We start from the raw sequence: 24,726 nt of genomic DNA on the forward strand, positions 1-24,726 counted from the left end.
CGCCGGCCTGTGGATAACAGCGCCGCTCCACGGAAAAACCCAAATAACGCTGAACCAAGCCCGCGCCGAATCGTCATCTACAGTGAATGAAGCACGGGGTTACACCTTTATTCCAACGTCACGGAGAAACACACTATGAGCACTGATGGTGCTTCAAGTCCAAGCCGCCTGCTCCCCAGGCTGCTAGGCGTCTTGCTGCTGATCATGGGCCTGGCCTTGTTGGCCGGCGGTATCAAGCTGACGATGCTCGGCGGGTCGTTTTACTACCTGCTGGCCGGTATCGGCATCACCTTGACCGGCATCCTGTTGCTGGCCATCCGTCGCGCCGCGCTTGGCCTGTACGCAGTAGTGCTGTTCGCCAGCACGGTGTGGGCACTGTGGGAAGTCGGCTTGGACTGGTGGCAGTTGGTGCCGCGCCTGGCACTGCTGTTTGCCTTGGGCCTGGTCATGTTGCTGCCGTGGTTTCGCCGTCCGTTGCTGCGTGGCCAACCTGCCCCGCTGGGCACCGGCGCACTGAGCGTGGCCGTGGTGCTGGCCGGCGCCGCCGCCATCGCCAGCCAGTTCACCCACCCGGGTGAGATCAAAGGCCAACTGGACCGCGACGCGGTACCGGGCATGGCCAATGCCGCGCCGTCGCAGGCCGATGGCGACTGGAATTCCTACGGTCGTTCATCCTTCGGCGACCGCTACTCGCCGCTGGCGCAGATTACCCCGGAAAACGCCCACAAGCTGGTCCCGGCGTGGACCTTCCGCACCGGCGATATTCCGGGTGCGGGCGACCCAGGTGAGACCACCGCGGAAAACACCCCGCTGAAAGTCAACGGCATGCTCTACGTGTGTACCCCGCACAGCCAAGTGATTGCCCTGGACCCGGACACCGGCAAGGAAATCTGGCGTTTCGACCCGAAGATCAGCACCCAGGGTGCCGAGAACTTCAAGGGTTGGGCGCACATGACCTGCCGTGGCGTGTCGTATCACGATGACGCCGCCTACGCGTCCGAACAGAGCCCCACCGGCAGCGCCAGCCCGGCCACCGCGCCGACTGCCTGCCCGAAACGCATCTTCGTGCCGACCGCCGACACCCGCCTGATCGCCCTGAACGCCGACACCGGCAAGATGTGCGAAGACTTCGGCGACAAAGGCCAGGTCGACCTGCGCGCCAACATCGGCAGCTTCGCCCCAGGCGGTTACTACTCCACCTCGCCACCGGCCGTGACCAAGAACCTGGTGGTGATCGGCGGCCACGTGACCGATAACGTCTCGGTCGACGAGCCAAGCGGTGTGATCCGCGCGTTCGACGTACACACCGGCAAGCTGGTGTGGAACTGGGACAGCGGCAACCCGGGTGACACCACCCCGTTGGCCGAAGGCAAGACCTACACCCGCAACTCGCCGAACATGTGGTCCATGTTCGCCGTGGATGAAAAACTCGGCATGCTCTACCTGCCGATGGGCAACCAGATGCCTGACCAGTACGGCGGCGACCGTACCGACGATTCCGAGAAATACGCCGCCGGCCTGACCGCGCTGGACATCGACACCGGCCATGTGAAGTGGACCTTCCAGTTCACTCACCATGACCTGTGGGACATGGACGTGGGCGGCCAACCGTCGCTGATCGACATCAAGACCGAAGCCGGCGTGAAGCAGGCGGTGATGGCGTCGACCAAGCAAGGCAGCATCTATGTACTGGACCGTGCCACCGGCCAGCCGGTGGTGCCGATCCACGAAGTGGCGGTACCGCAGGGCGCAGTGGCGGGCGACCGCACCTCCCCGACCCAACCCAAGTCCGAGCTGAACTTCATGCCGCCGCCGCTCAAAGAGCGCGACATGTGGGGCGTGACGCCGCTTGACCAGATGCTGTGCCGTATCGACTTCAAGTCCATGCGCTATGACGGTGCTTTCACCCCGCCATCGCTGCAGGGCTCGATCGTGTACCCCGGCAACTTTGGCGTGTTCGACTGGGGTGGCATTTCTGTCGACCCGGTGCGTCAGATCGCGTTCGTGAACCCCAGCTTCATGGCGTTCAAATCCAAACTGATCCCGGCCGCCGACATCGCCAAGCAAGGCCCGCGCGTCAGCGAAACCGAAGGCGTGCAGCCGAACAAAGGCGCGCCGTACGGCGTGATCCTCGAAGCGTTGCTGTCGCCAATGGGCTTGCCGTGCCAGGCACCGGCGTGGGGTTATGTGGCGGCGGTCGACCTGACCACCCACAAAACCATCTGGATGCACAAGAACGGCACCGTGCGTGACAGCTCGCCGGTTCCGATCCCCCTGAGCATGGGCGTACCGAGCCTGGGCGGCACCTTCACCACCGCCGGTGGCGTGGCGTTCCTGAGCGGTACCCTCGACCAGTACCTGCGTGCCTACGACGTGAAAAACGGCAAGCAACTGTGGGAAGGCCGCCTGCCAGCGGGCGCGCAAACCACACCGATGACCTACACCGGCAAGGACGGCAAGCAGTACGTGCTGGTCGTGGCGGGGGGTCATGGTTCCCTGGGTACCAAGCAGGGTGACTATGTAATGGCGTTCAAACTGCCGGACTAAGCAGGACCGGCGGTAAAACAAAGGCGGCTACCCTCAACAGGTAGCCGCCTTTTTAATGGACGATGACGATCAAAATGTGTGAGGGGGCTTGCTCCCTCCCACATTTGAACCTTGGTGTTCAGGTGACTAGTGTTCGATCACTTCACCGCGCATCACCGCCAACCTGGCAATCAACCGATTCTGCACCGGCACTGGGATCCCCTCGCTGTCCATCGCCTCGATCAAATCCTCCACCAGCGCATTGAAGTCACTGCGGCTAACGTTCTGGCCCTTGTGACTTTCGGCCATGCTGTCTCCGGTGTAGGTACATGGCCCGCCGGCTTCGACGCAGAACTGTTCGATCAATTTGTTGCGCAAACGCTGGATGTCAATGCGCCGAAAGCGTTCGACGATGCGCTCATCGCGGGCGATGTGGAGCAGCATGCCTTCGACAATCCGCGTGATGCCGGGCATGGCGCCCAAATCGCGATACAGGCTGTCGTCCTTGGGCGGTTGTTGGGCGCAGGCGCTGAGCAGCACCGCCAGCGCGATGGGTAGAACGCGCATCAGAAGCTCCCCTGCACCGACAAGTAGGTGCCGTTCTGGTTATCCAACGTGGCGATTTCCCCAAGCCGCGCGTAGGCCAATACAAACGATACGTGCTTGTTGGGAAAGTAGCCGACGAACACATCCGCCCAATCGCTTTCACCGGCAAACGACAGGTTGTCGGGCTTCTCACGGTATTCGACGCCCAGCGCCCAGCGCGGGTTGAACAGCAGCGCCACCGAGCCTTCCTTGAGCAGGCTGCGGCTGCTGCGACGATCGCCGCCGAAGCCAAGCAACCCGGTTTCGTTGGCGCGGCTGTAGCGCAGGCTGGTGTTGACCAGCACGTTGTAGCCAAAGGCCGCGCCCATGAACAAACGGCTGGCGGCGAGGTAGCCTTCGACGTCGCTGTCGCGCTTGGCCCCCACCAGGCGGGGGATATCGAAGTGGGTCTGGTGTTTGTATTCCAGGCCGAGGGACACCTGCGGCAAACGGTCGTAAATCACGTCGCCGAACAGCCGCACCTTCACACCCAGTACATCCTGGCCCAGGTTGTCTTCGGCCAAGTTGAGCTTGTGCACCAGGCTGCCGAGGTCGAAGCGTTGGCGGGCGAAAGACACTTCGACACGGTTGTCGTAAGCCAGCGCCAAGCCGGCCACGTCCAGCCGATAGTCCGGCAGGTTGACCGTGGTGGCGAACGCCGTGGCGCCCCATTCGTGCTGTTCGCCGTAGCCGGCCAACACCGCCCAAGGCGTGATACCACCACCCGCAGAGCCCTCGATGCTGCTGGCACCGCCCGTGGCGATCAGGCGGCCGTTATCGGCCCACGCCGTGTGCAGGGTGAGCGCCGCGAGGCTGCCAATCAGAAAAGAAAGTCGCACGTCAGCTACTCAATGAACCAAGGAAGTGTGCGCACTGAGGGGCAACGCCACCCAGGCTTCGAAAGCGTCGGCGCTCAACGGCCGGCTGATCAGGTAGCCCTGGGCCGTGTCGCACTGCCACCGCTCCAACAAACGCAGGCTGTGGGCATACTCGACGCCCTCGGCGACGACCTTGAGGCCCAGGTTGTGGCTCATCTCGATGGTGGAGCGCACGATCACCGCGTCTTCACTGGTTTCATCGAGGTTGCGCACAAAGGATTGGTCGATCTTCAACTCCTGCACCGGCAGGCGCTTGAGGTGAGCCAGCGACGAGTAGCCGGTACCGAAGTCATCCACCGACAGGCTGATGCCGCAATCGCGTAACAGGTGCAGGACCTTGAGGGCTTTTTCCGGTTCACGCATCACGGCACTTTCGGTGATTTCGAACAGCAACTGTTCGGCCGGCAAGCCATAGCGCCGCAGCAAGGCCGAAACCCGATGGGCCAGCTCGTCACCGAGCAAATCGTCCGCCGAGATATTCAGTGACAGCTGTAGAGACAGGCCGCGACGGTTCCACTCGCACAGTTGGCGGATGCCCTCCTCGATCACCCATTGGGTCAACAATTGGATGCTGCCCGAGCGCTCGGCCAGGGGGATGAACTCTGCCGGCGAGACCATGCCGAACTGCGGGTGCTGCCAGCGCAGCAAGGCTTCGGCCTGGCGTACATGGCCTTGGCGAATGTCCAGTTTGGGCTGGTAATGCAGCAGCAATTGGCCTTGGCTGGGCGCGTGGCGCAGGTCGCGGATCAGGGTGATCTGGCGGCGGTGCACCAGGTCGCGGCCCTGCTCATAAACCTGCAGGCGGCCGGGCATTTTCGCCGCGTCGTTCATGGCGATGGCCGCGCGTTCGAGCACGGTGTGCGGGCTTTCGCCATCGGCCGGGTAGGCCGCGATGCCCAGCCGGCAATCCAGCGCCAGGTCGTGGCCATTGATGCGCTGGGGGCGCAGCAGCAGTTGTTGCAGCTTGTCGGCCATGCCCACGGCCTCGTCGCTGCCCGCGCCTTCGAGCAACAGCAGGAATTCATCGGCGATCAGGTGCGCCAGGGTATCGCCGGGGCGCAGCACTGCTTCCAGGCGGCGGCTGACGGCCAGCAGCAATTGGTCCACCGCATCAGGCCCGGCGGTTTCGCTGGCGGCGCGCAGGTTATCGATACCCAGGTAGATCAACGCCACCGGCCGTTGCAGAGCAATCGCACTGCCCAGGCGCTCCATGGCCAGTGCGCGGTTCGGCAGGCCGGTGAGGCTGTCGTGCAGCGCGTTATGCGCCAACTGTTGCTCACGTTCGGCGATGCCGCTTTGCATCGCATTGAACGCATTCGCCAGCAACCCCAGTTCGTCACTGCGCGCCAGGGCCACCGGCGTGTGGTAATCGCCCTGGCCTATGCGTTCGGCCGCCAGCGCCAACGTCTGCACCGGGCGCGATACGGTGCGCGCCAGCAACAAGGCGCCGATCAACGAGGCGAGCAAGGCGACCAGCGCGATGCCAAGGATCTTTTCGTCCAACGGCACGAAAGCCTGCATCGCCGCATCCAACGGGCTTTGCAGCAACGCCAGGACCTTGCCGTTCTGATCGCTGGCCAGCACCAGGGACTGGCTGAGAAAACGCTGCGCCAGGTGATCGGTGGTGGACACCCCAAGGCGTGCCGTATCGCCCTGCATCAGGGCCAGAATGCTGTCGCGCAGCACCTGCGGCTGGGTGCTGACCAACTCGCCCGGCCGATCATGAGCGATGGCCAGGAACGACACTTCCAGGTTGCTCAACGAGCGCAACTCATCGGCAAATGCGCCGTCCATGCTAAAGCCCATCACCACCCGTGCTATCGGCAACGGCGCCAGCACCGGGGCTTCCACCAACAGGTGCGGTTGGCCTTGCAGTGGCACGATCAGCATGGCCTGGCGGTTGCGCCGGGCATCGCGCAGTGACTGATCGTATTGGAAGGTCGAGCCCTCGGGCACTTCGCTCAAGGTACTGGCCAGGACTTGGCCGTCCATGCCCAGCAGGATCATGTCGCTGGCGTTGATGCGTCTGCCATGGTTGAGCAGCACCGAGCGCATCGTCGCCGAATCGCCGCTGGCCACCGCATCACGAAAGCCGAAGTCGGCGGCCAACAGTTGCACGCCATCGGCCAGACGGCGACCGCGAACGTCCAGCAAGCGCTCGAACACCCGCGAACCGACCTCCAACTGAGCCAGTGCCTGGCCGCGCACCGCTGAACGGGTGGCCACCTTGACACTGAAATACAGCGCACCGATCACCACCAGCAACAGCAGGATCAGGACACTGGCGACCCGCGCCTGGAAGCTACTGCGCAGTTTCACGGGAGGCTCGATTGAACGCATCGCCAAACGCACTCGGCGTCGGCGGGATATCGGCGGAGGTCGGCTCCAGGCTCAGCACCACGTTGTGGCTGAGGCCGGCGGCGGTGATATGCAAGGTGCCGCCGTCCAGGGGCTGCATATCCTTGAGTTGCGGGTGCCACACCGTGGCGTGGTAATCGCCGGGCGGCAGTTGTTCCAGGCGCACTCGGCCTTGGGCGTCGCTGACACCAAAACGTGGGTCGTCGGTCACGTAGATATAGCCGAGCATCCAGTCATGGATGTTACAGCCAAGCACCACCACGCCAGGCTTGTCGAACAGCAACGGGTCGGTGGGCGTGCCTTCGTACAGGCGCAGTTCGAAACGCTTGGCGGCGGAGAAGGAATAAACCTGATGGCGGATGTTATCGCTGTTGGGGAAGCGCACCTGGGTACCGGTGTGCACCGCCAGCACATAGGGCGCAAAGCGTTGGTCACGCTGGTCCATATCGGCCTTGAGCACACCGTTGAACGCACCCGCCGGGCCCTGAAGGGTCACGACGCCATCCGCCACCTTGCTGCCGTCGGCCTGGCGCAGCAACACTTCCAGGGTGGCGGCCGAGGCTGGGCACGCCACCAGCAGCGCCAGCGCTACACCTGAAAACACATGAATCATTCGGGCCATGGGGCATCCGCGACAGATAAAAAAAGAGCGGCCAGCCTTGGGACTGCAATGCGCAGCGATCATGCCGCAAACAAGGCAAAATGCCATCACTCAATGCCAAAAAACCTATGCGATCGGTCAAGCTCTGTAGAGGTTATCGACCCCGCGGCGGAATTCTGTAGCCCGCCGGCTGGGTTCTAGACGGGCGCACGCTCACGCCGCAGCCACCTCTCGAACGCCATGGCGTTCAATGGTCGGCTGATGAGGTACCCCTGCGCCGTGTCGCAATTCCATTGCTTGAGCAATTTCAAACTCGGCTCGAACTCCACCCCTTCAGCCACCACCTTGAGCCCCAGGTTGTGGCTCATCTCGATGGTCGAGCGCACGATCACGCCGTCGCCGCTGGTGCTGTCCAGGTTGCGCACGAAGGACTGGTCGATCTTCAATTCCTGCACCGGCAGGCGCTGCAACTGCGCCAGCGACGAATAACCGGTGCCGAAGTCATCCACCGCCAGGCTGATGCCGCAACCGCGCAGTTGCTCCAGCACGCGCAAGGCCTGTTGCGGGTTGTGCATGATCGCGCTTTCGGTGATCTCGAAAATCAATTGCTCGGCCTGTACCGCGTATTGCGCCAACAAGGCGGTAACGCGGATGGCCAGGTCATCATCGGCCAAGTCATCCACCGAGATGTTCACCGACAGCTGGATCAGCAGGCCACGCCGCGCCCATTCGGCACTCTGGCGGATGGCCTCTTCGATCACCCATTGGGTCAGGCCGGCCATGCTGCCGGTGCGTTCGGCCAAGGGGATGAATTCGGCCGGCGACACCAGCCCGAACGTCGGGTGTTGCCAGCGCAGCAAGGCTTCGGCCTGGCGCACCTGGCCGTGTTTGAGGTCAAGCTTGGGCTGATAACACAGGTGCAGTTCGCCTTCAGCGGCGGCCCGGCGCAGGTCGCGGATCAAGGTGATCTGGCGCTGGTGAGCCAGGTCGCGGTCCTGCTGGTACACCTGCAAATAGCCGGGCAACGCCGCCGCATCGTGACGGGCAATGGCGGCGCGGCTGATCAGCTCTTCCACCTGCTGGCCGTCGGCGGGGTAAGCGGCAATGCCGATGCTCACTTCGTGGCGCAGTTCGTCATGGCCGATGTGCTGGGGTTCGGTGAGCAGTGCGTAGAGACGGTCGGCGCGGGCCACGGCGCGGTCGACTTCGGTGTTTTCCAGCAACAGCAAAAACTCGCTGCCGGTGATGCGGGCCGCCGTATCGCTGGCCAGCAGGCTCATGCACAAACAGCGGCTGGCTTCGCGCATCATGATTTCGACGCCCTCGGGGCCGAAGCCTTCGTTGATCGCCCGATAATTCTCGATGCCCAGGTACAGCAACACCACCGGCCGCCGCGCACTGATCGCACTGCCCAGGCGTTCCATGGCCAGGGCCCGATTGGGCAGGCCGGTGAGCGGGTCATGCAACGCGTTATGCGCCAGTTGCCGCTCACGCACGGCGATGCCGCTTTGCATGGCATTGAACGCGCGCGCCAGCAGGCCGAATTCATCGTGGCCGCGTACCCGCACCGGCGTGCGGTAATCACCGGAACCGATGCGACCGGCCGCCTCCACCAGTGCATTCAGCGGGCGCGATACGCGCCGCGCCAGGAACAGCGCGCCGGCCAACGACACCACCAGCACCGCCAGGGCAATCCCGAGGAACTGCCGGTCCAGCGGCGCAAAGGATTCCAGCGCATGTTCCAGCGGGCTTTGCAGCAACACGCGCACCTCATCGGCGCCCCCTGTATTGGCCAGCGACACCACTTGGCTGAGCACGCGCTCGCCGTAAAACAGCTGGATTGACGCCTGCGCGTTGGCCGGCGCATCGCGCAGCAGGCTGAAGGTGGTGGCCTGATGCGCAACAGGCTGGGTGCTGAACAACGGGCCGGGCCGGCCGGCCTGCACGCTGAGGAACGATACGTCCAGGTTGCTCATGGAGCGCAATTCATTGGCAAACAGCGTATCCATGGGAAACCCCATGACCACCCGCGCGATGGGCTGTGGGTCGAGCACCTGGTCTTGCACCAGCAAGTAGGGGCGCCCGTCCATGGCGACGATGAGCATTTGCAGGCCACTGCGCCGCGCCTGGCGCAATGCATCGCGGTAGGGGAAGGTCTGGCCACGGGTGAAGAGCGCCAAGGTGCTGACCATTACATCGCCGTCGAGCCCCAGCACAAACACTTCGCTGGACCGAATGCCCGTGCCGTGCCGGCGCAATGCAGCCAGAACCTTGGCCGGGTTGCCTGCGGCCACGGCCTGCTTGAACGGGCCGTCTGCGGTCAGCCAACCCAGCCCGTATTGCAGGCGCCGCCCGCGCAGGTCGAGCAAGCGTTCGAACACCTGGCGACCGGTGTTCAACTGGACCTGGGCCTGGTTCTCCACCGCACGTGTAGTGGCGGCCTTGACCGCGAAATACGTGGCGGCGACCACCACCAGCAGCAACAGCGCCAGCACCCCGGCGATGCGGGTTTGGAACGTATGGCGCCACGTCATGGCAGTGCCCTCTGGCAGCGTTAGCCTGCTTCTGCCACTACGTCCCTTTGTCATGTGCATTCCTTGCAACAGCTGACCTGGCGTCAAAAAAATATCCATTTTTATTGGATATTTGGAATTAGCAGATTAGCTGGCGAAACGCATAAGTCCACCCAATAAAATCGGGTGCTTCACCGATGTTTGATGGGCGACGAGCACTGAGTCGACGCCTCAGCCACGGGCGCGCATAAAGTCCCCCCAGCGCCGCACCAGATAGTTGTGTTCATCCATCACCGAGTTCCACACGGCGATATGCCCCATGCGCTGTTCGTACGACCCGCCATCGCGCACTTCGCCGATATCGATCAACGGCAAATCGTCGCTGCCCACCAGTTCTTCCCGCGCAGGCAGGCCGGCGTACCAGTAGTCCCATTCGGCGCTGCTCAGGTGGTCGCGGCTGCGCGCCGGGTTGCCGATGTAGTAACCCTGGCGCGCCATCACCGCGCCGGGCCAGCCGGACAGCCACCAATTGAGGTACGCATACGCCGCATCCAGCACCGGGCCTTGGGCATGACGCGACAGTGACAAGCCACCGAACCAGGCGCGATAGCCCTCGCGGGGCACCGCCAGGCGGTATTTCACGCCCGCGCGATGCAGGCGCATCAAGGTCGGCGACCACAGGCTCTGGATATCGATGCTGGGGCTGAGCATCAATTGCGCAGCCTCCTCATCGTCCGACCAGAACGCGGCGAAGTGGCCGCCCTTTTGTTTGCGCACCAGGATATCGGCGAGCACATCGATCTCTTCGATGCTCATATTGCCGATGTCCCTGAAGTGCGCCAACCCCGCGCCCTGCACCGCCAGCGCGGCATCCAGCGCACCGATGGCGGCATCGCTTTGCAATGCGGTGCGCGCGCGCCAGGCCGGGTCCAGCAGCCAGCCCCAGCTCTCGTTGCCGTGGCAAAAACCCTCGGGCAAGCGCTCTGGGCGGTAGGCGAAACTGTCGGCGTTGTGGGTCAGGGGCAACATGCTGATGCGTTCGGTAACCGTGCTGCCCAGGCTGCCGTCGTGCTGCACGAACAGGCGTTCGCTGGGCACGCTGCCGCTGCCCAAACGGTCATGGGGTGACAGGCGACCGCGCTTGGGCAGGTCGTTGATCTCATGCCACAAGGCGATACGCCGGGTGTCGATGGGCTGGATCGCCCGCGCCGGCCACACGAAGTCGACGTTGTGAAACCACTGGTCGTACAGGTCATAGCTGTCGGGCTGCATCACCGCGATGCGCTGGGCCTGTTCGACGTCATGCACCTGGTAGACCAGGCGAATGCCCAGTTCCTGTTCGGCGCGCACGCGCAAGGTTTCGAGCAGGGTCACCGAGGTACCCAGGACGCGCAGTGTGATCATGCCGCGAACCGCCGCGAGAACACATCAAAGGAACGGCGCAGCAATGCCGGGTCGAGGTCGCGCAGGATAAACACCAGCCGTGACTGGCGGTCGGTGCCGGGCCACGCGGGCAAGTGCACCGGCGCATGCAGGCAATGCTGCACGCCATGAATGACGATGGGGGCGTTACTGGCGTTCACGTTGAGCAGTCCTTTGACGCGAAGGATTCGTTCGCCGTGGCATCTTAGCAGCATCGACAGCCACACCCCGAAGCCGACCCAATCGAGCGGCTGGTCGAAAGTCAGGCTGCACACCTGCGCGGCGCCATGGCTGGCGCTGGTGGCCTGGTGCAGTTGCCAGCGGCTGACTTCCACGGCCGGTTCGGCGCTGCGCAACCCCTCGCCCAGCAGCAGTTGATCGCCGCTGTGGATGTCCGTGGTGATGAGGATCGGTGTACCGGCGTTGAGCGCCTGCAAGTGCGCACGCAACGGCGTGCAATCGCCGGCCAGGTCGGTCTTGCTCAGCAGCAAGCGGTCGGCGGCGGCGACCTGGGCCAGCCATTCCGGGTGCAGGCGCTCTTGCAGCGCGGCATGGCTGGCGTCGACCAGGGTGATAACAAGGCCGATATGGAAGCGCCCGCGCAGTTGCACGTCGTTGTTCAACGTCGCGAGGATCGGCGCCGGGTCGGCCAGGCCGGTGGTTTCGAGGATGACGCGTTTGAACGCGGGTATTTCGCCACGCTCGCGGCGTTGCAACAGGCCGAGCAAGGCGTCCTTGAGTTCGCCACGAATCGAGCAACAGACACAGCCACTGGGCAACAGCACGGTGTCCGGCGCGACCTCTTCCACCAGCAGATGGTCGATGCCGACATCGCCGAATTCGTTGATCAGCAACGCTGTGTCGCCCAGGCTTTCACCTTGCAGCAGGCGCTTGAGCAAGGTGGTCTTGCCGCTGCCGAGGAAACCGGTGATGACATTCAGGGCAATGCTCATGGGGCTGACTCCAAGTGATCCAACAGCCTTGGATCGAGAGGATCCAACGCCCGGCCAAGCATGCTTTCGGCCGCCAGCCAGAGTTGATCCAGGCCGCTGGCCAGTGCCTGTTTGCCGGTCGCACCGAGCAGCAGGTAGGACGCGCCCTGAAAGTCTTCGACCTTGAGCCGGAACACCGCCAGCACCTGGTTGATCGCCGCGATGCGACGCAGGCGCTCACGCCGCCTGGGCAATTCATCGCCCAGCGGGTCGCTCCAGTGCAGGTCTTCGCCGAGCAAACCGCACAGTCCGCACATGGCTAAACCCCGCTCATGGCATGACATCGCCGGAGTTGGGGCCCAGGGTCTGGCCGACGAACAGGTTGCCGCCCGGTTCGCTGGCGAGCAGCACGGCGGTGGGCGCCACTTCATCCGCCAGGCCGAAGCGGCCCAGGGGCAGTTCGGCGGCCTTGGCGCGTTTCCATTCGGCGCTGATCCCGCCCACCAACGGCGTTTCAATCGGGCCAGGGGCGATGGCGTTGACCAGCACATTGTCCTTGGCCACTTCCAGGGCCAGGGACTTGGTAAAGCCGATCACCCCCGCCTTGGCCGCCGCGTAGTGAGTCAGCTCGGCACCGCCCTTGATACCCAGTTGCGAGGCGACGTTGATGATCCGCCCCCAGCGCTGCGCGAGCATGTGCGGCAGGGCACGTTGGCTGGCGACGAACACGCTGGTCAGGTCGACGCGCAGCATGTCGTTCCACATGTCGATGGACAGGTCGACGCAACGTGCCTGCGTGAGCATGCCGGCGTTGTTGACCAGGATATCGATGCCGCCGAAGTGCTCGACGCAACGGTCGACACTGGCCTGGGCGCCTTCGACCGTGCCGACATCGGCCAGGCACTCGAACACCTCGGCGCCGAGGTTGCGACAGGTGATCGCGGTTTCGGCGAGGCTGGCGGCGTTGCGGTCGGCCAACACCAGGCGCGCGCCTTCAGCCGCATAGGCACGGGCAATGGCGGCGCCGATACCGCTGCCGGCACCAGTGATGACGGCGCGGCGGTTAGAAAGTTGGGGCATATACCTATCTCCTAAAGCAAACACAGGTCCAATGTGGGAGCCCCCTCCCACAATTGGATTGAGTACATCCGTCAGTCGGGCCAGCGTACGGTCAAGCCGCCGTCGATGACGATGCTTTGGCCTGTGAGGTAACTTGAGGCTTCACTGGTCAGGAACTGCACCAGCGACGCCACTTCATCCGCGCGCCCGACCCGGCCCAGCGGGATCGAGCGCGCCGCTTTGGCCAAGCCCTGCGGGCCCAACGAGTTCTTTGCATCCAGCGACTGCGGCGTCTCGATCAGCCCAGGGATCACCGCATTGCAACGAATGCCCCTGGCCGCCAGTTCCACCGCCAGCGAACGGCATAACCCCGGCACACCGGCCTTGGCGGCGGCATAGTGTGAGTGCTCCTGCCAGCCATACACGCCACCGGCAATCGAGGAAATCGCCACCAGCGCGCCGCCTTCATGCATATGCCGGGTCGCGGCGCGGAAGGTACGCATCACCCCGGTCAGGTCGACGTTGAGCATCTCGTCCCACAGCGCATCCGTCATTTCCAGCAGTGGCGCACGGCGCAGCAAACCGGCGTTGGCCACCGCGTAATCCAGCCGGCCAAAGTGCTGCACGGCTTGCGCGGCCAGTGCGTCTACCGAGGCGGTATCGCCCACATCCAACGCCAGCATCAGGCACGCGCCACCGGCCTGTTCCACCAGGGCGACGGTACTTTGCGGGTCATGCGGGTCGGTCGGGTAATACCCGCCCACCACCGCCACGCCCACTCGCGCGTAGGCCACCGCGAGGGCTTGGCCGATGCCGCTGGCGGCACCGGTGATCAAGGCAACTTTACGGCTCATCTCACACTCCTTACTGAACGGTTTCCGGGCGCACATGGCGCGCGGCAAACATCAACATGCCGGACAAAAAGCACGGCACCGCGCCGAACCAGAGGGCGGCGGTCTGCCAATCGCTACCGGCGGACAACACTTGGGTGGCACCGAAGCCTGCAACCACCGCACCGATCGGGCCCATGGCGTGGATGATCGCGCCACCGGTGGCACGAATGCTGGTGGGGAAACTTTCGCTGATGAAGAACAGCGCCGCCGAGTACGGCCCGATCAGGAAGAACAGGCCCAGGCTGTACAGCCCGACCACCATCGCCATGTTGCTCGGGCCGAACAGCATCCCGGCAAACGACAGGCCGCCGAGCATCCAGCCGAGGCCGATCACGTTGCGCCGGCCAATCTTGTCGCCCATCCAGCCGTGGCTGAGGTAACCGCAGTAACCCACCAGGTTCGACAGCACGAGGATGATCAGCGAGTTCTCGAACGAGATGTGGTGCACGCTGACGATCACCGAGGTACCCAACACACTGAACACCTGGATCGCCGCCCAGTTGAGCAACAGCGCGGCGCCGATCACCAACGTGGCGCGACGGGCCGGGCCACGGAACGCCGCCTTGAGGCCGGCCTTGCTGTGTTCGTCGTAGTCGACGCCGTAGGTGATCGCGACGTTTTGCGCTTCGCTCACCGCGCCGCTTTTACGCAGTTGGCTGATGCGTTCGTGGATCTGGAACTGCGGGCTTTCCTTGAGCTTGCGCGCCATGATCGCGATCACAATCGCCGGGATCGCCGCGAAGATGAAGCAGCCCTGCCAGCCGATGATCGGCAGCAACAGCGCGGTCAAGCCGGCGGCGATCAACGCCCCCACCGGCCAGCCGCCCTGCACCAGGCTGTAGATAAAGCCGCGACGCTGGGTCAGCCGCGGGTCTTCGGAGGCGCCATATAACTCGGTCAAATAGGTGGCGTTGACGGTTTCTTCGGCATAACCCAGGCCGCCCAGCGAACGGATCAGAATCAGCGGCGACTTGCCCCAGGCCCCGCCAATCGCGGTCAGCGCCGAGCACAATGCGGAACCGGCCACGGTGAAAATAATCCCTTTGCGTCGCCCCAGTTTGTCGACGATCGGCCCGATGGCCAAAGCGACGACGGCGGTCCCCACCGCCACCCAGGTCGCGATTTGTGCTTGCTCCACTTCGCCCCAACCGAAGTGCCGGCCGATCTCCGGCAGCAAGGTGCCGAACAGGATGAAGTCGTACACCGCAAACACCCAGGCGAAAAACGCGATCCAGGTGGCGAAACGCACTTCCTGGGACGTCAGTTGCCGGGGTTTCCAGCCAGTCAGATCAAGCTTGTTGTAGATGGACATAATCGCGCCTCGAGGGTGGGGGGGGGCAGAAGGTCAGGAACGGGGTTGGCGGCGGGTAAAGTCGTCGGCGATTTCGTCGAAGGTGACGAAGCGCACGCCGGCATGGCTCTGGATGTGTTCGATCAGGCGCTCAAGCATCAACAGCACTTGCGGGCGGCCGGACACGTCGGGGTGGATGGTCATGGTGAACACCGCGTGTTCGTGTTCGCGGTAGACCCAGTCGAACTGGTCGCGCCACATTTCTTCGAGGTGACGCGGGTTGACGAAGCCGTGGCTGTTGGGGGCTTTCTTGATGAACATCATCGGCGGCAGGTCGTCGAGGTACCAGTTGGCCGGGATCTCCACCAGGTCGGTTTCTTCGCCGCGCACCAGGGGTTTCATCCAGGTGTCGGGGTGCTGGCTGTAGTCGATCTTGGTCCAGCTGTCGCCCTTGCGCACGTAGTAGGGATGGAAGTCGTTGTGCATCAGGCTGTGGTCGTACTTGATGCCTTTTTTCAGCAGCAGCTCGTTGGTGACCTTGCTGAATTCCCACCAGGGCGCGACGTAGCCGGTGGGGCGTTTGCCAGTGACCTGGGTGATCAGGTCGATGGACTTGTCGAGCACGATTTCTTCCTGCTCGGCGGTCATCGCGATGGGGTTTTCGTGGCTGTAGCCATGCACGCCGATTTCGTGGCCGGCGTCGGCCACGGCTTTCATCTGCTCGGGGAAGGTTTCCATCGAGTGGCCAGGGATAAACCAGGTGGTGCGCAGGCCGTAGCGTTCGAACAATTTGAGCAGGCGCGGCGCGCCGACTTCACCGGCGAACAGGCCACGGGAGATGTCGTCCGGCGAGTCTTCGCCGCCGTAAGAACCGAGCCAGCCGGCGACGGCGTCAACGTCGACGCCAAATGCACAGAGGATGTCTTTAGCCATGGTGTGTCTCCTTAAACGTTAAGTACGGATTCGACGGACAGGGCCGCGCGCAACAGGCGCGCGTCTTCTCCCGTCGGGGCGCTGAGCAGCAGCCCGGTGGGCAAGCCCAGGGCATCGTGGCCACTGGGCAGGTTCACGCCGGGCATGTCGAGCAGACTGCCGGGCATGGTCAGGCGCAGGGTGGCGAGGTTGGTGCTGACGAACAGCGCGTCGTCGGCTTCCAGCGGTGCCAGGGCCGGCGCGACATGGGCGACGGTTGGCGTGATGAGGACGGCGCCATCCAGGTCATCGATCAGTTGCTGTTGCAGGCGTTGGCGGGCGTCGATCAAGTGCATGAGTTGGCTGGCGGGCAGCGACCGCGCCGCTTCGAGGCGACGGCGTACGCGGGGGTCGAGCTGCTCGGCATCGTGGCTGTCCAGCAAGGTTTCGTGCAGGGCGAAGGCCTCGAAGGCGCCGAGCCAGCCGTGGTGCTTGATCAGGACCAGGGTGGCCTGGAACGTCGGGCATTCGCGTTCTTCGATCAGCGCGCCCTGGGCCTTGAGTTGTTCCACGGCGCGCAGCAGGTTATTGCGCACGGCCGGTTCGACATCCTGTTGCGCCAACACAAAGCGCTGGCCTTTGAGCGGGCGCGCGCGGTGGGTTTGGGTGCGGCCATGCAACAGATCATCGATGGCCAGTGCATCGCGCACACTGCGGGTCAGTGGGCCGAGGCTATCGAGGGTGCGCGCCAGCGGGAACACGCCGTCACGGCTGTAGCGTCGGCTGCTGCTGCGGTAACCGACCAGGCCATTGAGCGCCGCCGGAATACGGATGGAGCCGGCGGTATCGGTACCCATCGCGATCGGCACGATATTGGCCGCAACGGCCACCGCCGAACCGGATGACGAACCGCCGGGAATGCGCGGTTGGTCGACCCCACGCGGGTTGCGCGGCGTGCCGAAATGCGGGTTGAGGCCGAGGCCCGAATAGGCCAGTTCGCTGAGGTTGGTCTTGCCGACGCTGACCATCCCGGCACGGCACAACAGGCCCACGCTGGGTGCATCGAGCAAGGCGGCGGGCGCGTTGCGACGGTAAGCGGCGCCGGCGGTGGTGACGCTGCCGGCTACATCGAACAGGTCTTTCCAGGCCAGGGGCACGCCATCGAACACACTCAACGGCTGGCCGGCACGCCAGCGTGCGGCGGCGGCTTTGGCTTCACGGCGCGCGCGCTCGAGGGTCAGGCTGATAAACACGCCGGCGTAGCGTCCCGCTTGGTCGATCGCGTGTTCGAGGGCTTGCACCGGGTCGCTGCGACCGCTGGCAAAATCCTCGGCCATTGACGTGGCGTCTGACATTGGGCTGCACCTCATAAAACGTACATATTAATAAAATGTACATTTTACAAAGGCAGATTCCGTGCCAGTCTTCAGGCAGGTGTTTTGGTCTTATCGTTTTTTTAGCCTGGACGTGCAGGCTAGATGCGTACGCTGACCGAAAAAAATACGGCCGGGGCGGACCGATAGGCCTTCAATGGAATAATGTATCTTTTATTAATAAGTACATTTTGGTGCAGAAAAGTAACATTCTCGGCTTCAAGGCCCCAAAAAAGTGCCATCACCGTGGCGCAGAGTGACAGGCGCATCTATGAGAGAATCCCCGGCCACCGCCCTACATGCCCCAGAATTCTCAGAGAACGCGATGAAAGCAGTGTCCGCCTCGGCCTCCCGTTACGCGATGATTCACCAAGTGCTGCGTGATGCGATCGTCAACGGCACGGCGCGCCATGGGCTGGTGTTGCTGGAAGCCCCGCTGGCCGAGCTGTTCGGCACCAGCCGCGTGCCGGTGCGCAAGGCGCTGGACCTGCTGCACGCCGAAGGCCTGATCTGCCGTTTCAACGGGCGCGGTTACCTGATCAACCCCGACGGCCTGGCCATGGAGCCGCTGCGCCTGCCGCTGAGCCATGGGCAGTTGGGCCTGAACGATGAGGGTGAACTGGTGGACACGCGGCCGCTGGGCGAGCGCATCGTTGAGGAGATTGGCGCGGCGCTGTCCACCTGCATCGCTTTCGGCCATTACCGCCTGGATGAGCAAGCCGCCGCCGCCCATTACGGCGTCAGCCGCGCAGTGGTGCGTGAAGCGCTGATGCGCCTGCGCGACCGTGGCCTGGTCGAAAAGGAGCCCTACTCCCAATGGCTGGCCGGCCCGCTGACTGCCAGGGAAGTCACCGAAGACTACGAACTGCGCGCCTGCCTGGAGCCCGAAGCCCTGCGCCAAAGCGCACCGGACCTGGACCGCGACCTGCTCCAAGCCATGTTGCAACGCGTGCTCGACGCCCAGGACAGCCCGCAATGCAGCCTGGAAGCCATCGAGCAGATCGAAGAGGACCTGCACCAGCGCTGCCTGGCCGGGCTGCAGAACCGCAAGATCGCCGCGCTGATTCGCCAGGGCCAGAGCCCGATGATCATCAGCCGGATTTTCTACCGTTTGCTGGGGATCGGCGCTGATCCGGCGATGTTGGCTGAACATCGCTTGATTCTGGAGTTGTTGCTGCATGGCGCGTTTGATGCGGCGGCGTTGAATTTGCGCGAGCATTTGCAACGGGCCAGCCAGCGGATGTTGCAGCGGTTGAAGGTGCTTTCCGTACTTCCTGAACAACCGCTGCCCGCCTACCTGCATAAAATCAGCTGAGCAAGCCCCCTCCCACATTGACCGAGTCACATGCGAAATTTCATGCAAATTGTTGCTATGTCACCGCCCCCATTGAAACCACCATTGCCCTGCCCCATCTAAGCACCATACTTCCTGATGCAGGTGCCCCATGAGCGACCAGCAAGAATTCCCCGATTACGACCTCAACGACTACGCCGACCCCGAAAACGCTGAATCCCCTTCGTCCAATACGGGCCTGGCCCTGCCTGGGCAAAACCTGCCGGACAAGGTCTACATCATCCCGATCCACAACCGGCCGTTCTTCCCGGCGCAAGTGTTGCCGGTGATCGTCAATGAAGACCCGTGGGCCGAGACCCTGGAGCTGGTGAGCAAATCCGACCACCATTCCCTCGCGCTGTTTTTCATGGACACGCCGCCGGAAGATCCGCGCCACTTCGACACCTCCAGCCTGTCGCTGTACGGCACGCTGGTGAAGGTGCACCACGCCAGCCGTGAGAACGGCAAGCTGCAATTCGTTGCGCAGGGCCTGACGCGGGTGCGCATCAAGACCTGGCTCAAGCACCACCGCCCACCGTACCTGGTGGAAGTCGAATACCCGCACCAGCCCTCCGAGCCGACCGATGAGGTCAAGGCCTACGGCATGGCGCTGATCAACGCGATCAAGGAGCTGCTGCCGCTCAACCCGCTGTACAGCGAAGAGCTGAAAAACTACCTCAATCGCTTCAGCCCCAACGACCCGTCGCCGCTGACCGACTTTGCCGCCGCGCTGACCTCGGCCACCGGTAACGAATTGCAGGAAGTGCTGGACTGCGTGCCCATGCTCAAACGCATGGAAAAAGTGCTGCCGATGCTGCGCAAAGAGGTAGAGGTCGCGCGCCTGCAAAAAGAACTTTCCGCCGAGGTGAACCGCAAGATCGGTGAGCACCAGCGCGAGTTTTTCCTCAAGGAACAGCTCAAGGTCATCCAGCAAGAGCTGGGCTTGACCAAGGACGACCGCAGTGCGGATGTCGAACAGTTCGAGCAACGGCTGCAAGGCAAGGTGCTGCCGGCCCAGGCGCAAAAACGTATTGATGAAGAACTCAATAAACTGTCGATCCTGGAAACCGGCTCGCCGGAATACGCGGTCACCCGCAACTACCTCGACTGGGCCACCGCAGTGCCGTGGGGCGTCTATGGCGAGGACAAACTCGACCTCAAACATGCGCGCAAGGTGTTGGATAAACACCATGCCGGCCTGGACGACATCAAGAGCCGTATCCTCGAATTCCTCGCGGTGGGAGCCTATAAAGGCGAAGTCGCCGGTTCCATCGTGCTGCTCGTTGGCCCGCCGGGCGTGGGCAAGACCAGCGTGGGCAAGTCCATCGCCGAGTCCCTGGGCCGACCGTTCTACCGCTTCAGCGTCGGCGGCATGCGCGACGAGGCCGAGATCAAGGGCCATCGCCGCACCTACATCGGCGCCCTGCCGGGCAAGCTGGTGCAGGCGCTTAAAGATGTGGAAGTGATGAACCCGGTGATCATGCTCGACGAGATCGACAAGATGGGCCAGAGCTTCCAGGGCGACCCGGCCTCCGCGCTGCTGGAAACCCTGGACCCGGAGCAGAACGTCGAATTTCTAGACCACTACCTGGACCTGCGCCTGGACCTGTCCAAAGTGCTGTTCGTGTGCACCGCCAACACCCTGGATTCGATCCCCGGCCCGTTGCTCGACCGTATGGAAGTGATTCGCCTGTCGGGCTATATCACCGAAGAAAAAGTCGCCATCGCCAAACGCCACCTGTGGCCCAAGCAGCTGGAAAAAGCCGGCGTGGCGAAAAACAGCCTGACCATCAGCGACGGCGCCCTGCGCGCATTGATCGACGGCTACGCCCGCGAAGCCGGGGTGCGTCAGTTGGAAAAACAGTTGGGCAAACTGGTGCGCAAAGCGGTAGTCAAGCTGCTGGATGAGCCGGACGCGGTGATCAAGATCGGCAACAAGGATCTGGAAAGCTCCCTGGGAATGCCGGTGTTTCGCAACGAGCAGGTACTGTCGGGCACCGGCGTGATCACAGGTTTGGCCTGGACCAGCATGGGCGGCGCGACATTGCCGATCGAAGCCACTCGCATCCACACGCTCAACCGTGGCTTCAAGCTCACCGGGCAGTTGGGTGAAGTGATGAAAGAGTCCGCCGAAATCGCCTACAGCTACATCAGCTCAAACCTGAAGTCGTTTGGCGGTGATCCGAAGTTCTTCGACGAAGCGTTCGTGCACTTGCACGTGCCGGAAGGCGCCACACCGAAGGACGGCCCGAGCGCCGGCGTGACCATGGCCAGTGCGCTGTTGTCGTTGGCGCGCAACCAGCCGCCGAAAAAAGGCGTGGCCATGACCGGCGAACTGACATTGACCGGGCACGTGCTGCCGATTGGCGGTGTGCGTGAAAAGGTGATTGCGGCGCGGCGCCAGAAGATCCATGAGCTGATTTTGCCGGAGCCCAATCGCGGCAGCTTTGAAGAGTTGCCGGACTACCTGAAGGAAGGCATGACCGTGCACTTTGCCAAGCGCTTTGCGGATGTGGCGAAGGTGCTTTTCTGATAAATCTGCAGCGTCTGTGAAGGCCGCATCGGGAGCAAGCCCCCTCCCACTTTTGAATGTGTTCACACATCAAAATGTGGGAGGGGGCTTGCCCCCGATGAGGCCCACCCCGCCAACACCCCACCCGCCTGTCACACCTTGCCCCATCTTCGGTTATGCTCGCCCTTCGTCGTGTCTAAACGGAGCCCTCATGACCGCTGCCCGCCTGCTTCTCCCCTTGAGCCTTGCCCTGCTGGCCGCATGCGCCAGCGCGCCGAAGCAACACGTCACCGTGGAAAACCAGAGCGCCTGCCCGCTCCAGCTTAAAAACGGGCAAACCCTGATCCTGACGCTGCCAAGCAACCCCACCACCGGCTACCGCTGGGCCATCCAGGATTCCGCCGGCGGCGTGCTGCGCGCGCTGAGCCCCGAGGTCTACAGCAGCACGGAATCGGGGGTGATCGGTGGCGGTGGCCAGTCGACTTGGCGCTTCCAGGCCTTCGCCGCCGGCCAGGGCCGTTTGCGCCTGACCTCTCAACAACCCTGGGAACCGGAGGCCGAACCGGTCGAGACCTTCGACTGCGCCATTACGGTGAACTGATATGCCCTGGCTGATTCTGGCGTTGATGGGCGCCGCCACGTTTGTCTACGGCCTGACCACCCATGCCACGCTGCTCTGCCTGCTGGTCAAACCCTTGCCGGTGCTGGCGCTGCTGGGCTGGTTGCATGATGCACCGCCCACCGACTATCGACGCTGGATCAGCCTTGGGCTGATTTTTTCCCTGGTGGGCGATGTGTTGCTCGCCTGGCCGGGCGACCTGTTTATCTTCGGCCTTGGCGCGTTTCTGTGTGCGCACCTGGCGTACCTCAAAGCCTATTTCAGCGATTGCCGACGTTTGGCCCTGCTGCCGTTGGTACTGGCGCTGGGCGTGGGCGCGATCCTGTTGAGCATCCTGATCGCCCATGACCTGGGCGACTTGCTGATTCCCGTGGTGGTTTACGCCCTGGTGATCAGCGCCATGCTCTGGCGCGCCCTCGCCCGCCTCGGCAGCCAGGTGCCGCAACGCTCGGCACTGCTGGCGGCAGCGGGCGCGGTGTCGTTTGTGCTTTCCGACACACTGATTGGCATCAATCGCTTTGTGGTGGCGTTCGATGCGGCGCCGTATTTGCTGATCGCCACGTACTGGCTGGGCCAGTGGGGTATCACTGCATCTGCGTTCAGCCAGCGACACGCCAAGGACGAAGCCTACAATCGCTCCAAGGTGGATTTGTAGCTGACCACGGTATAGGCCAACTGGGCTTCGATGGCCTTCTTCAACAGCGCTTTTTCGGCGTCTTTTTCGGCGTTTTTTGCCGGGTCCGTGTTGTCTCGCACGCCCAGATCAAGGCGTCTGGCTTCCAGCGTCAACAGCTTTATCGCATCCGCCAGGATGTCGGCTGCGTTGGAAATAATGCGCAAGTTATCGTTTAAGGCCAGACGCTTGTTCTTAGCAACGTCATCATCGGAACGTTTTCTGAACTCAATGAACTCCACTGGCGAAACACGCTCGTCTTTGAGGATGGCTTTGATTTGCGCATCCAACTCGGAATCGGTAGAAGCAATTGTAAGACTCATGTCCATACCCTCTGGCGATTTAACGGTGCGATTCACCGACTCGTTAAGCTAGGTCGCCTAATGTCAGGGCGTCTACTGTCAGAGTTGACAGGTAGCTCACACGACTGACTAACGGTCCGATCAACCATGCACGCACCGGCCAACTTGGCTAAAATGCCGGCCTTTCCCCCTTCGTCGCCGGAACAACCGTGAGCAAAGAACCCGATCGCCTATTCGCCCAGCCCCTGCCCCAGGTGCCGGACTTCGCCTTTAACGAGGACGTGGTGCGGGTGTTCCCGGACATGATCAAACGCTCGGTGCCGGGTTACCCGACGATCGTCGAAAACCTTGGCGTACTCGCCGCGCAGTTTGCCCAGCCCCACAGTGTGCTCTACGACCTCGGTTCCTCCCTTGGCGCGGTGACCCAGGCGTTGCGCCGGCATGTACGTACCGACGGCTGCCGGGTGATCGCTGTGGATAACTCGGCAGCGATGGTCGAGCGTTGCCGTCAATACCTTAACGGCCAGGACTCGATGTTCCAGGAGCTGCTGCCGGTGGAGGTGGTCGAGGGCGATATCCTCGCGCTGCAGTTCCAGCCGACCTCGGTGGTGGCGCTGAATTTCACCCTGCAATTCATCGCCCCGGCCGAGCGCCTGGCGCTGCTTGGGCGTATCCGCCAGGCGCTGCTGCCGGGCGGTGCGTTGATCCTCTCGGAAAAGCTGCGCTTCAACGATGTTGAAGAACATGCGTTGCTCACCGACCTGCATATCGCGTTCAAACGCGCCAACGGCTACAGCGAATTGGAAATCGCCCAGAAGCGCAGCGCCATCGAAAACGTCATGAAGCCCGACAGCCTCGAAGAACATCGCGAACGCCTGCTGGCGGCCGGGTTTTCGAAAGTCGTGCCGTGGTTCCAGTGTCTTAACTTTGCCTCGTTGATTGCCTTGCCATGATTGATTTGTCCCCCCTCGCCCGCCATCTGGTCGGCACTCCCCTGGCCGTTTGGGCCCAGGGCCTGCAAGCGCAGCTCGACAGCAAGATGGAGAAAGGTCATGGCGACCTGGAGCGCTGGCAAAGTGCGCTGGATGCACTGCCCAAGGTTCAGCCCAGCGACGTCGACTTGCTCAATGGCCTGACCCTGGACACCGACTGCGACGACGCCACCCGCACGCAAATGCACAGCGCGTTGATGGGGTTGAGCCCATGGCGCAAAGGCCCGTTCCACCTGTTCGGGGTGCATGTGGACACCGAATGGCGCTCGGACTGGAAGTGGTCCCGCGTGGCGCCGCACCTGAACCTCAAGGGCAAGCGCATCCTCGATGTGGGCTGCGGCAACGGTTACTACATGTGGCGCATGCTCGGCGCCGGCGCCGACAGCGTGATTGGCGTGGACCCCAACTGGCTGTTCTTCTGCCAGTTCCAGGCCGTGCAGCGTTACCTGTCAGAGCCCAAGGCCTGGCACCTGCCGTTCCCGTTCGAAGACTTGCCGGCAAACCTGGAGGGCTTCGATACGGTGTTTTCCATGGGTGTGTTTTATCACCGCCGCTCGCCGATCGAGCATCTGCTGGCGCTCAAGGACACCCTGGTCAAGGGCGGCGAGTTGGTGTTGGAAACCCTGGTGGTTGAAGGTGATCAGCAACAGGTGCTGGTGCCGGAAGACCGCTATGCGCAGATGCGTAATGTGTGGTTCCTGCCATCGGTGCCGGCGCTGATGCTCTGGCTGCGCCGCGCCGGTTTCAGCGATGTGCGCTGCGTGGATGTGAGCGTGACCACGGTGGAGGAACAGCGGGGCACGGAGTGGATGAAGTATCAGTCGCTGAGTGATTTCCTCGACCCGGACGATCACAGCAAAACGATTGAAGGGCTGCCGGCGCCGATGCGGGCGGTGATTATCGCCAGGAAATAAACCGGTATAGATCCAATAGAGATCCCAATGTGGGAGGG

21 protein-coding genes are annotated in these 24,726 nt (G+C 63.1%); 7 read left to right on the forward strand and 14 right to left on the reverse strand.

Annotated elements, in window-relative coordinates; translation table 11 throughout:
- Positions 1-135: 135 nt before the first annotated feature.
- Complete coding sequence (locus AB4O23_RS26800) at positions 136-2,547, forward strand: glucose/quinate/shikimate family membrane-bound PQQ-dependent dehydrogenase (protein WP_460084220.1); 2,412 nt, start codon at positions 136-138, stop codon at positions 2,545-2,547.
- Between the two features lie 126 nt (positions 2,548-2,673).
- On the opposite strand, the gene AB4O23_RS26805 is transcribed toward AB4O23_RS26800, so the two are convergent.
- The 13 genes from AB4O23_RS26805 to AB4O23_RS26865 form a co-directional block, all read right to left on the reverse strand.
- Positions 2,674-3,093 carry a group I truncated hemoglobin gene (locus tag AB4O23_RS26805; protein ID WP_460061398.1) on the reverse strand — a complete coding sequence of 140 codons (420 nt, stop codon included), beginning with the start codon at positions 3,091-3,093 and terminating at the stop codon, positions 2,674-2,676.
- Positions 3,093-3,950: a DUF3034 family protein gene (locus AB4O23_RS26810; RefSeq protein WP_017526293.1), complete on the reverse strand. Its 858-nt coding sequence runs from the start codon at positions 3,948-3,950 to the stop codon at positions 3,093-3,095. Before AB4O23_RS26810 ends, AB4O23_RS26805 begins: the two co-directional genes overlap by 1 nt.
- Positions 3,951-3,959: 9 nt before the next feature.
- Positions 3,960-6,308 (reverse strand): bifunctional diguanylate cyclase/phosphodiesterase, encoded by a 2,349-nt coding sequence (locus AB4O23_RS26815; RefSeq protein ID WP_460061403.1) that lies wholly within the window; start codon positions 6,306-6,308, stop codon positions 3,960-3,962.
- Entirely contained in the window at positions 6,292-6,960 is a 669-nt protein-coding gene (locus tag AB4O23_RS26820) for a methylamine utilization protein (RefSeq protein ID WP_460064051.1), read from the reverse strand. Before AB4O23_RS26820 ends, AB4O23_RS26815 begins: the two co-directional genes overlap by 17 nt.
- A 185-nt stretch (positions 6,961-7,145) precedes the next feature.
- Positions 7,146-9,482 carry a putative bifunctional diguanylate cyclase/phosphodiesterase gene (locus AB4O23_RS26825; RefSeq protein ID WP_065877228.1) on the reverse strand — a complete coding sequence of 779 codons (2,337 nt, stop codon included), beginning with the start codon at positions 9,480-9,482 and terminating at the stop codon, positions 7,146-7,148.
- 210 nt (positions 9,483-9,692) lie between these two features.
- Entirely contained in the window at positions 9,693-10,865 is a 1,173-nt protein-coding gene (locus tag AB4O23_RS26830) for an ABC transporter substrate-binding protein (RefSeq protein ID WP_017526289.1), read from the reverse strand.
- Positions 10,862-11,836, reverse strand: coding sequence for a CobW family GTP-binding protein (locus tag AB4O23_RS26835; RefSeq protein ID WP_460116581.1), 975 nt, complete (start codon positions 11,834-11,836; stop codon positions 10,862-10,864). Before AB4O23_RS26835 ends, AB4O23_RS26830 begins: the two co-directional genes overlap by 4 nt.
- The gene (locus AB4O23_RS26840; protein ID WP_017526287.1) at positions 11,833-12,132 is read right to left on the reverse strand and encodes a hypothetical protein; all 300 of its coding nucleotides are present in this window, start codon (positions 12,130-12,132) and stop codon (positions 11,833-11,835) included. Before AB4O23_RS26840 ends, AB4O23_RS26835 begins: the two co-directional genes overlap by 4 nt.
- Positions 12,133-12,145: 13 nt before the next feature.
- A complete protein-coding gene (locus AB4O23_RS26845; protein ID WP_017526286.1) occupies positions 12,146-12,895 on the reverse strand; it encodes an SDR family NAD(P)-dependent oxidoreductase in 750 nt (249 codons plus the stop codon).
- A gap of 71 nt (positions 12,896-12,966) precedes the next feature.
- On the reverse strand, positions 12,967-13,728 hold the full coding sequence (locus AB4O23_RS26850; RefSeq protein WP_460061410.1) for an SDR family NAD(P)-dependent oxidoreductase: 762 nt from the start codon (positions 13,726-13,728) through the stop codon (positions 12,967-12,969).
- A 10-nt stretch (positions 13,729-13,738) separates the two neighbouring features.
- Positions 13,739-15,079, reverse strand: a complete 1,341-nt coding sequence (locus AB4O23_RS26855) for an MFS transporter (protein ID WP_017526284.1) — start codon at positions 15,077-15,079, stop codon at positions 13,739-13,741.
- A 33-nt stretch (positions 15,080-15,112) separates the two neighbouring features.
- Positions 15,113-15,991 carry a polysaccharide deacetylase family protein gene (locus AB4O23_RS26860; protein WP_460061413.1) on the reverse strand — a complete coding sequence of 293 codons (879 nt, stop codon included), beginning with the start codon at positions 15,989-15,991 and terminating at the stop codon, positions 15,113-15,115.
- An 11-nt stretch (positions 15,992-16,002) separates the two neighbouring features.
- Positions 16,003-17,325 (reverse strand): amidase, encoded by a 1,323-nt coding sequence (locus AB4O23_RS26865; protein WP_460150330.1) that lies wholly within the window; start codon positions 17,323-17,325, stop codon positions 16,003-16,005.
- 343 nt (positions 17,326-17,668) lie between these two features.
- On the opposite strand from AB4O23_RS26865, the gene AB4O23_RS26870 reads away from it, so the two are divergent.
- The 4 genes from AB4O23_RS26870 to AB4O23_RS26885 all read left to right on the forward strand — a co-directional run bounded on the left by AB4O23_RS26870 (position 17,669) and on the right by AB4O23_RS26885 (position 22,462).
- Positions 17,669-18,658: a GntR family transcriptional regulator gene (locus tag AB4O23_RS26870; protein ID WP_017526281.1), complete on the forward strand. Its 990-nt coding sequence runs from the start codon at positions 17,669-17,671 to the stop codon at positions 18,656-18,658.
- 130 nt (positions 18,659-18,788) lie between these two features.
- The gene (lon, locus tag AB4O23_RS26875) at positions 18,789-21,209 is read left to right on the forward strand and encodes an endopeptidase La (RefSeq protein ID WP_460061418.1); all 2,421 of its coding nucleotides are present in this window, start codon (positions 18,789-18,791) and stop codon (positions 21,207-21,209) included.
- A 190-nt stretch (positions 21,210-21,399) separates the two neighbouring features.
- Positions 21,400-21,789 carry a protease inhibitor I42 family protein gene (locus tag AB4O23_RS26880; protein ID WP_017526279.1) on the forward strand — a complete coding sequence of 130 codons (390 nt, stop codon included), beginning with the start codon at positions 21,400-21,402 and terminating at the stop codon, positions 21,787-21,789.
- A gap of 1 nt (position 21,790) precedes the next feature.
- On the forward strand, positions 21,791-22,462 hold the full coding sequence (locus tag AB4O23_RS26885) for a lysoplasmalogenase (RefSeq protein ID WP_460089539.1): 672 nt from the start codon (positions 21,791-21,793) through the stop codon (positions 22,460-22,462).
- On the opposite strand, the gene AB4O23_RS26890 is transcribed toward AB4O23_RS26885, so the two are convergent.
- Complete coding sequence (locus AB4O23_RS26890; RefSeq protein ID WP_223271439.1) at positions 22,435-22,839, reverse strand: hypothetical protein; 405 nt, start codon at positions 22,837-22,839, stop codon at positions 22,435-22,437. The genes AB4O23_RS26885 and AB4O23_RS26890 overlap by 28 nt on opposite strands.
- A gap of 152 nt (positions 22,840-22,991) precedes the next feature.
- Between AB4O23_RS26890 and cmoA the strand changes: the two genes are divergently transcribed.
- Both cmoA and cmoB read left to right on the forward strand, forming a co-directional pair.
- A complete protein-coding gene (gene cmoA / locus AB4O23_RS26895) occupies positions 22,992-23,735 on the forward strand; it encodes a carboxy-S-adenosyl-L-methionine synthase CmoA (RefSeq protein ID WP_460150332.1) in 744 nt (247 codons plus the stop codon).
- Positions 23,732-24,688, forward strand: a complete 957-nt coding sequence (gene cmoB, locus AB4O23_RS26900; protein WP_068937547.1) for a tRNA 5-methoxyuridine(34)/uridine 5-oxyacetic acid(34) synthase CmoB — start codon at positions 23,732-23,734, stop codon at positions 24,686-24,688. Before cmoA ends, cmoB begins: the two co-directional genes overlap by 4 nt.
- Positions 24,689-24,726: the final 38 nt, after the last annotated feature.

This window comes from Pseudomonas sp. H2_A10, assembly GCF_054680085.1.

Coding starts and splice junctions, on each gene's coding strand:
- AB4O23_RS26870 (WP_017526281.1), top strand. CDS start 17,669: ATGAAAGCAGTGTCCGCCTCGGCCTCCCGTTACGCGATGATTCACCAA.
- lon (WP_460061418.1), top strand. CDS start 18,789: ATGAGCGACCAGCAAGAATTCCCCGATTACGACCTCAACGACTACGCC.
- AB4O23_RS26845 (WP_017526286.1), bottom strand. CDS start 12,895: ATGCCCCAACTTTCTAACCGCCGCGCCGTCATCACTGGTGCCGGCAGC.
- AB4O23_RS26835 (WP_460116581.1), bottom strand. CDS start 11,836: ATGAGCATTGCCCTGAATGTCATCACCGGTTTCCTCGGCAGCGGCAAG.
- AB4O23_RS26800 (WP_460084220.1), top strand. CDS start 136: ATGAGCACTGATGGTGCTTCAAGTCCAAGCCGCCTGCTCCCCAGGCTG.
- AB4O23_RS26865 (WP_460150330.1), bottom strand. CDS start 17,325: ATGTCAGACGCCACGTCAATGGCCGAGGATTTTGCCAGCGGTCGCAGC.
- AB4O23_RS26880 (WP_017526279.1), top strand. CDS start 21,400: ATGACCGCTGCCCGCCTGCTTCTCCCCTTGAGCCTTGCCCTGCTGGCC.
- AB4O23_RS26850 (WP_460061410.1), bottom strand. CDS start 13,728: ATGAGCCGTAAAGTTGCCTTGATCACCGGTGCCGCCAGCGGCATCGGC.
- AB4O23_RS26820 (WP_460064051.1), bottom strand. CDS start 6,960: ATGATTCATGTGTTTTCAGGTGTAGCGCTGGCGCTGCTGGTGGCGTGC.
- AB4O23_RS26855 (WP_017526284.1), bottom strand. CDS start 15,079: ATGTCCATCTACAACAAGCTTGATCTGACTGGCTGGAAACCCCGGCAA.
- AB4O23_RS26830 (WP_017526289.1), bottom strand. CDS start 10,865: ATGATCACACTGCGCGTCCTGGGTACCTCGGTGACCCTGCTCGAAACC.
- AB4O23_RS26885 (WP_460089539.1), top strand. CDS start 21,791: ATGCCCTGGCTGATTCTGGCGTTGATGGGCGCCGCCACGTTTGTCTAC.
- cmoB (WP_068937547.1), top strand. CDS start 23,732: ATGATTGATTTGTCCCCCCTCGCCCGCCATCTGGTCGGCACTCCCCTG.
- AB4O23_RS26825 (WP_065877228.1), bottom strand. CDS start 9,482: ATGACGTGGCGCCATACGTTCCAAACCCGCATCGCCGGGGTGCTGGCG.
- AB4O23_RS26805 (WP_460061398.1), bottom strand. CDS start 3,093: ATGCGCGTTCTACCCATCGCGCTGGCGGTGCTGCTCAGCGCCTGCGCC.
- AB4O23_RS26860 (WP_460061413.1), bottom strand. CDS start 15,991: ATGGCTAAAGACATCCTCTGTGCATTTGGCGTCGACGTTGACGCCGTC.
- AB4O23_RS26840 (WP_017526287.1), bottom strand. CDS start 12,132: ATGTGCGGACTGTGCGGTTTGCTCGGCGAAGACCTGCACTGGAGCGAC.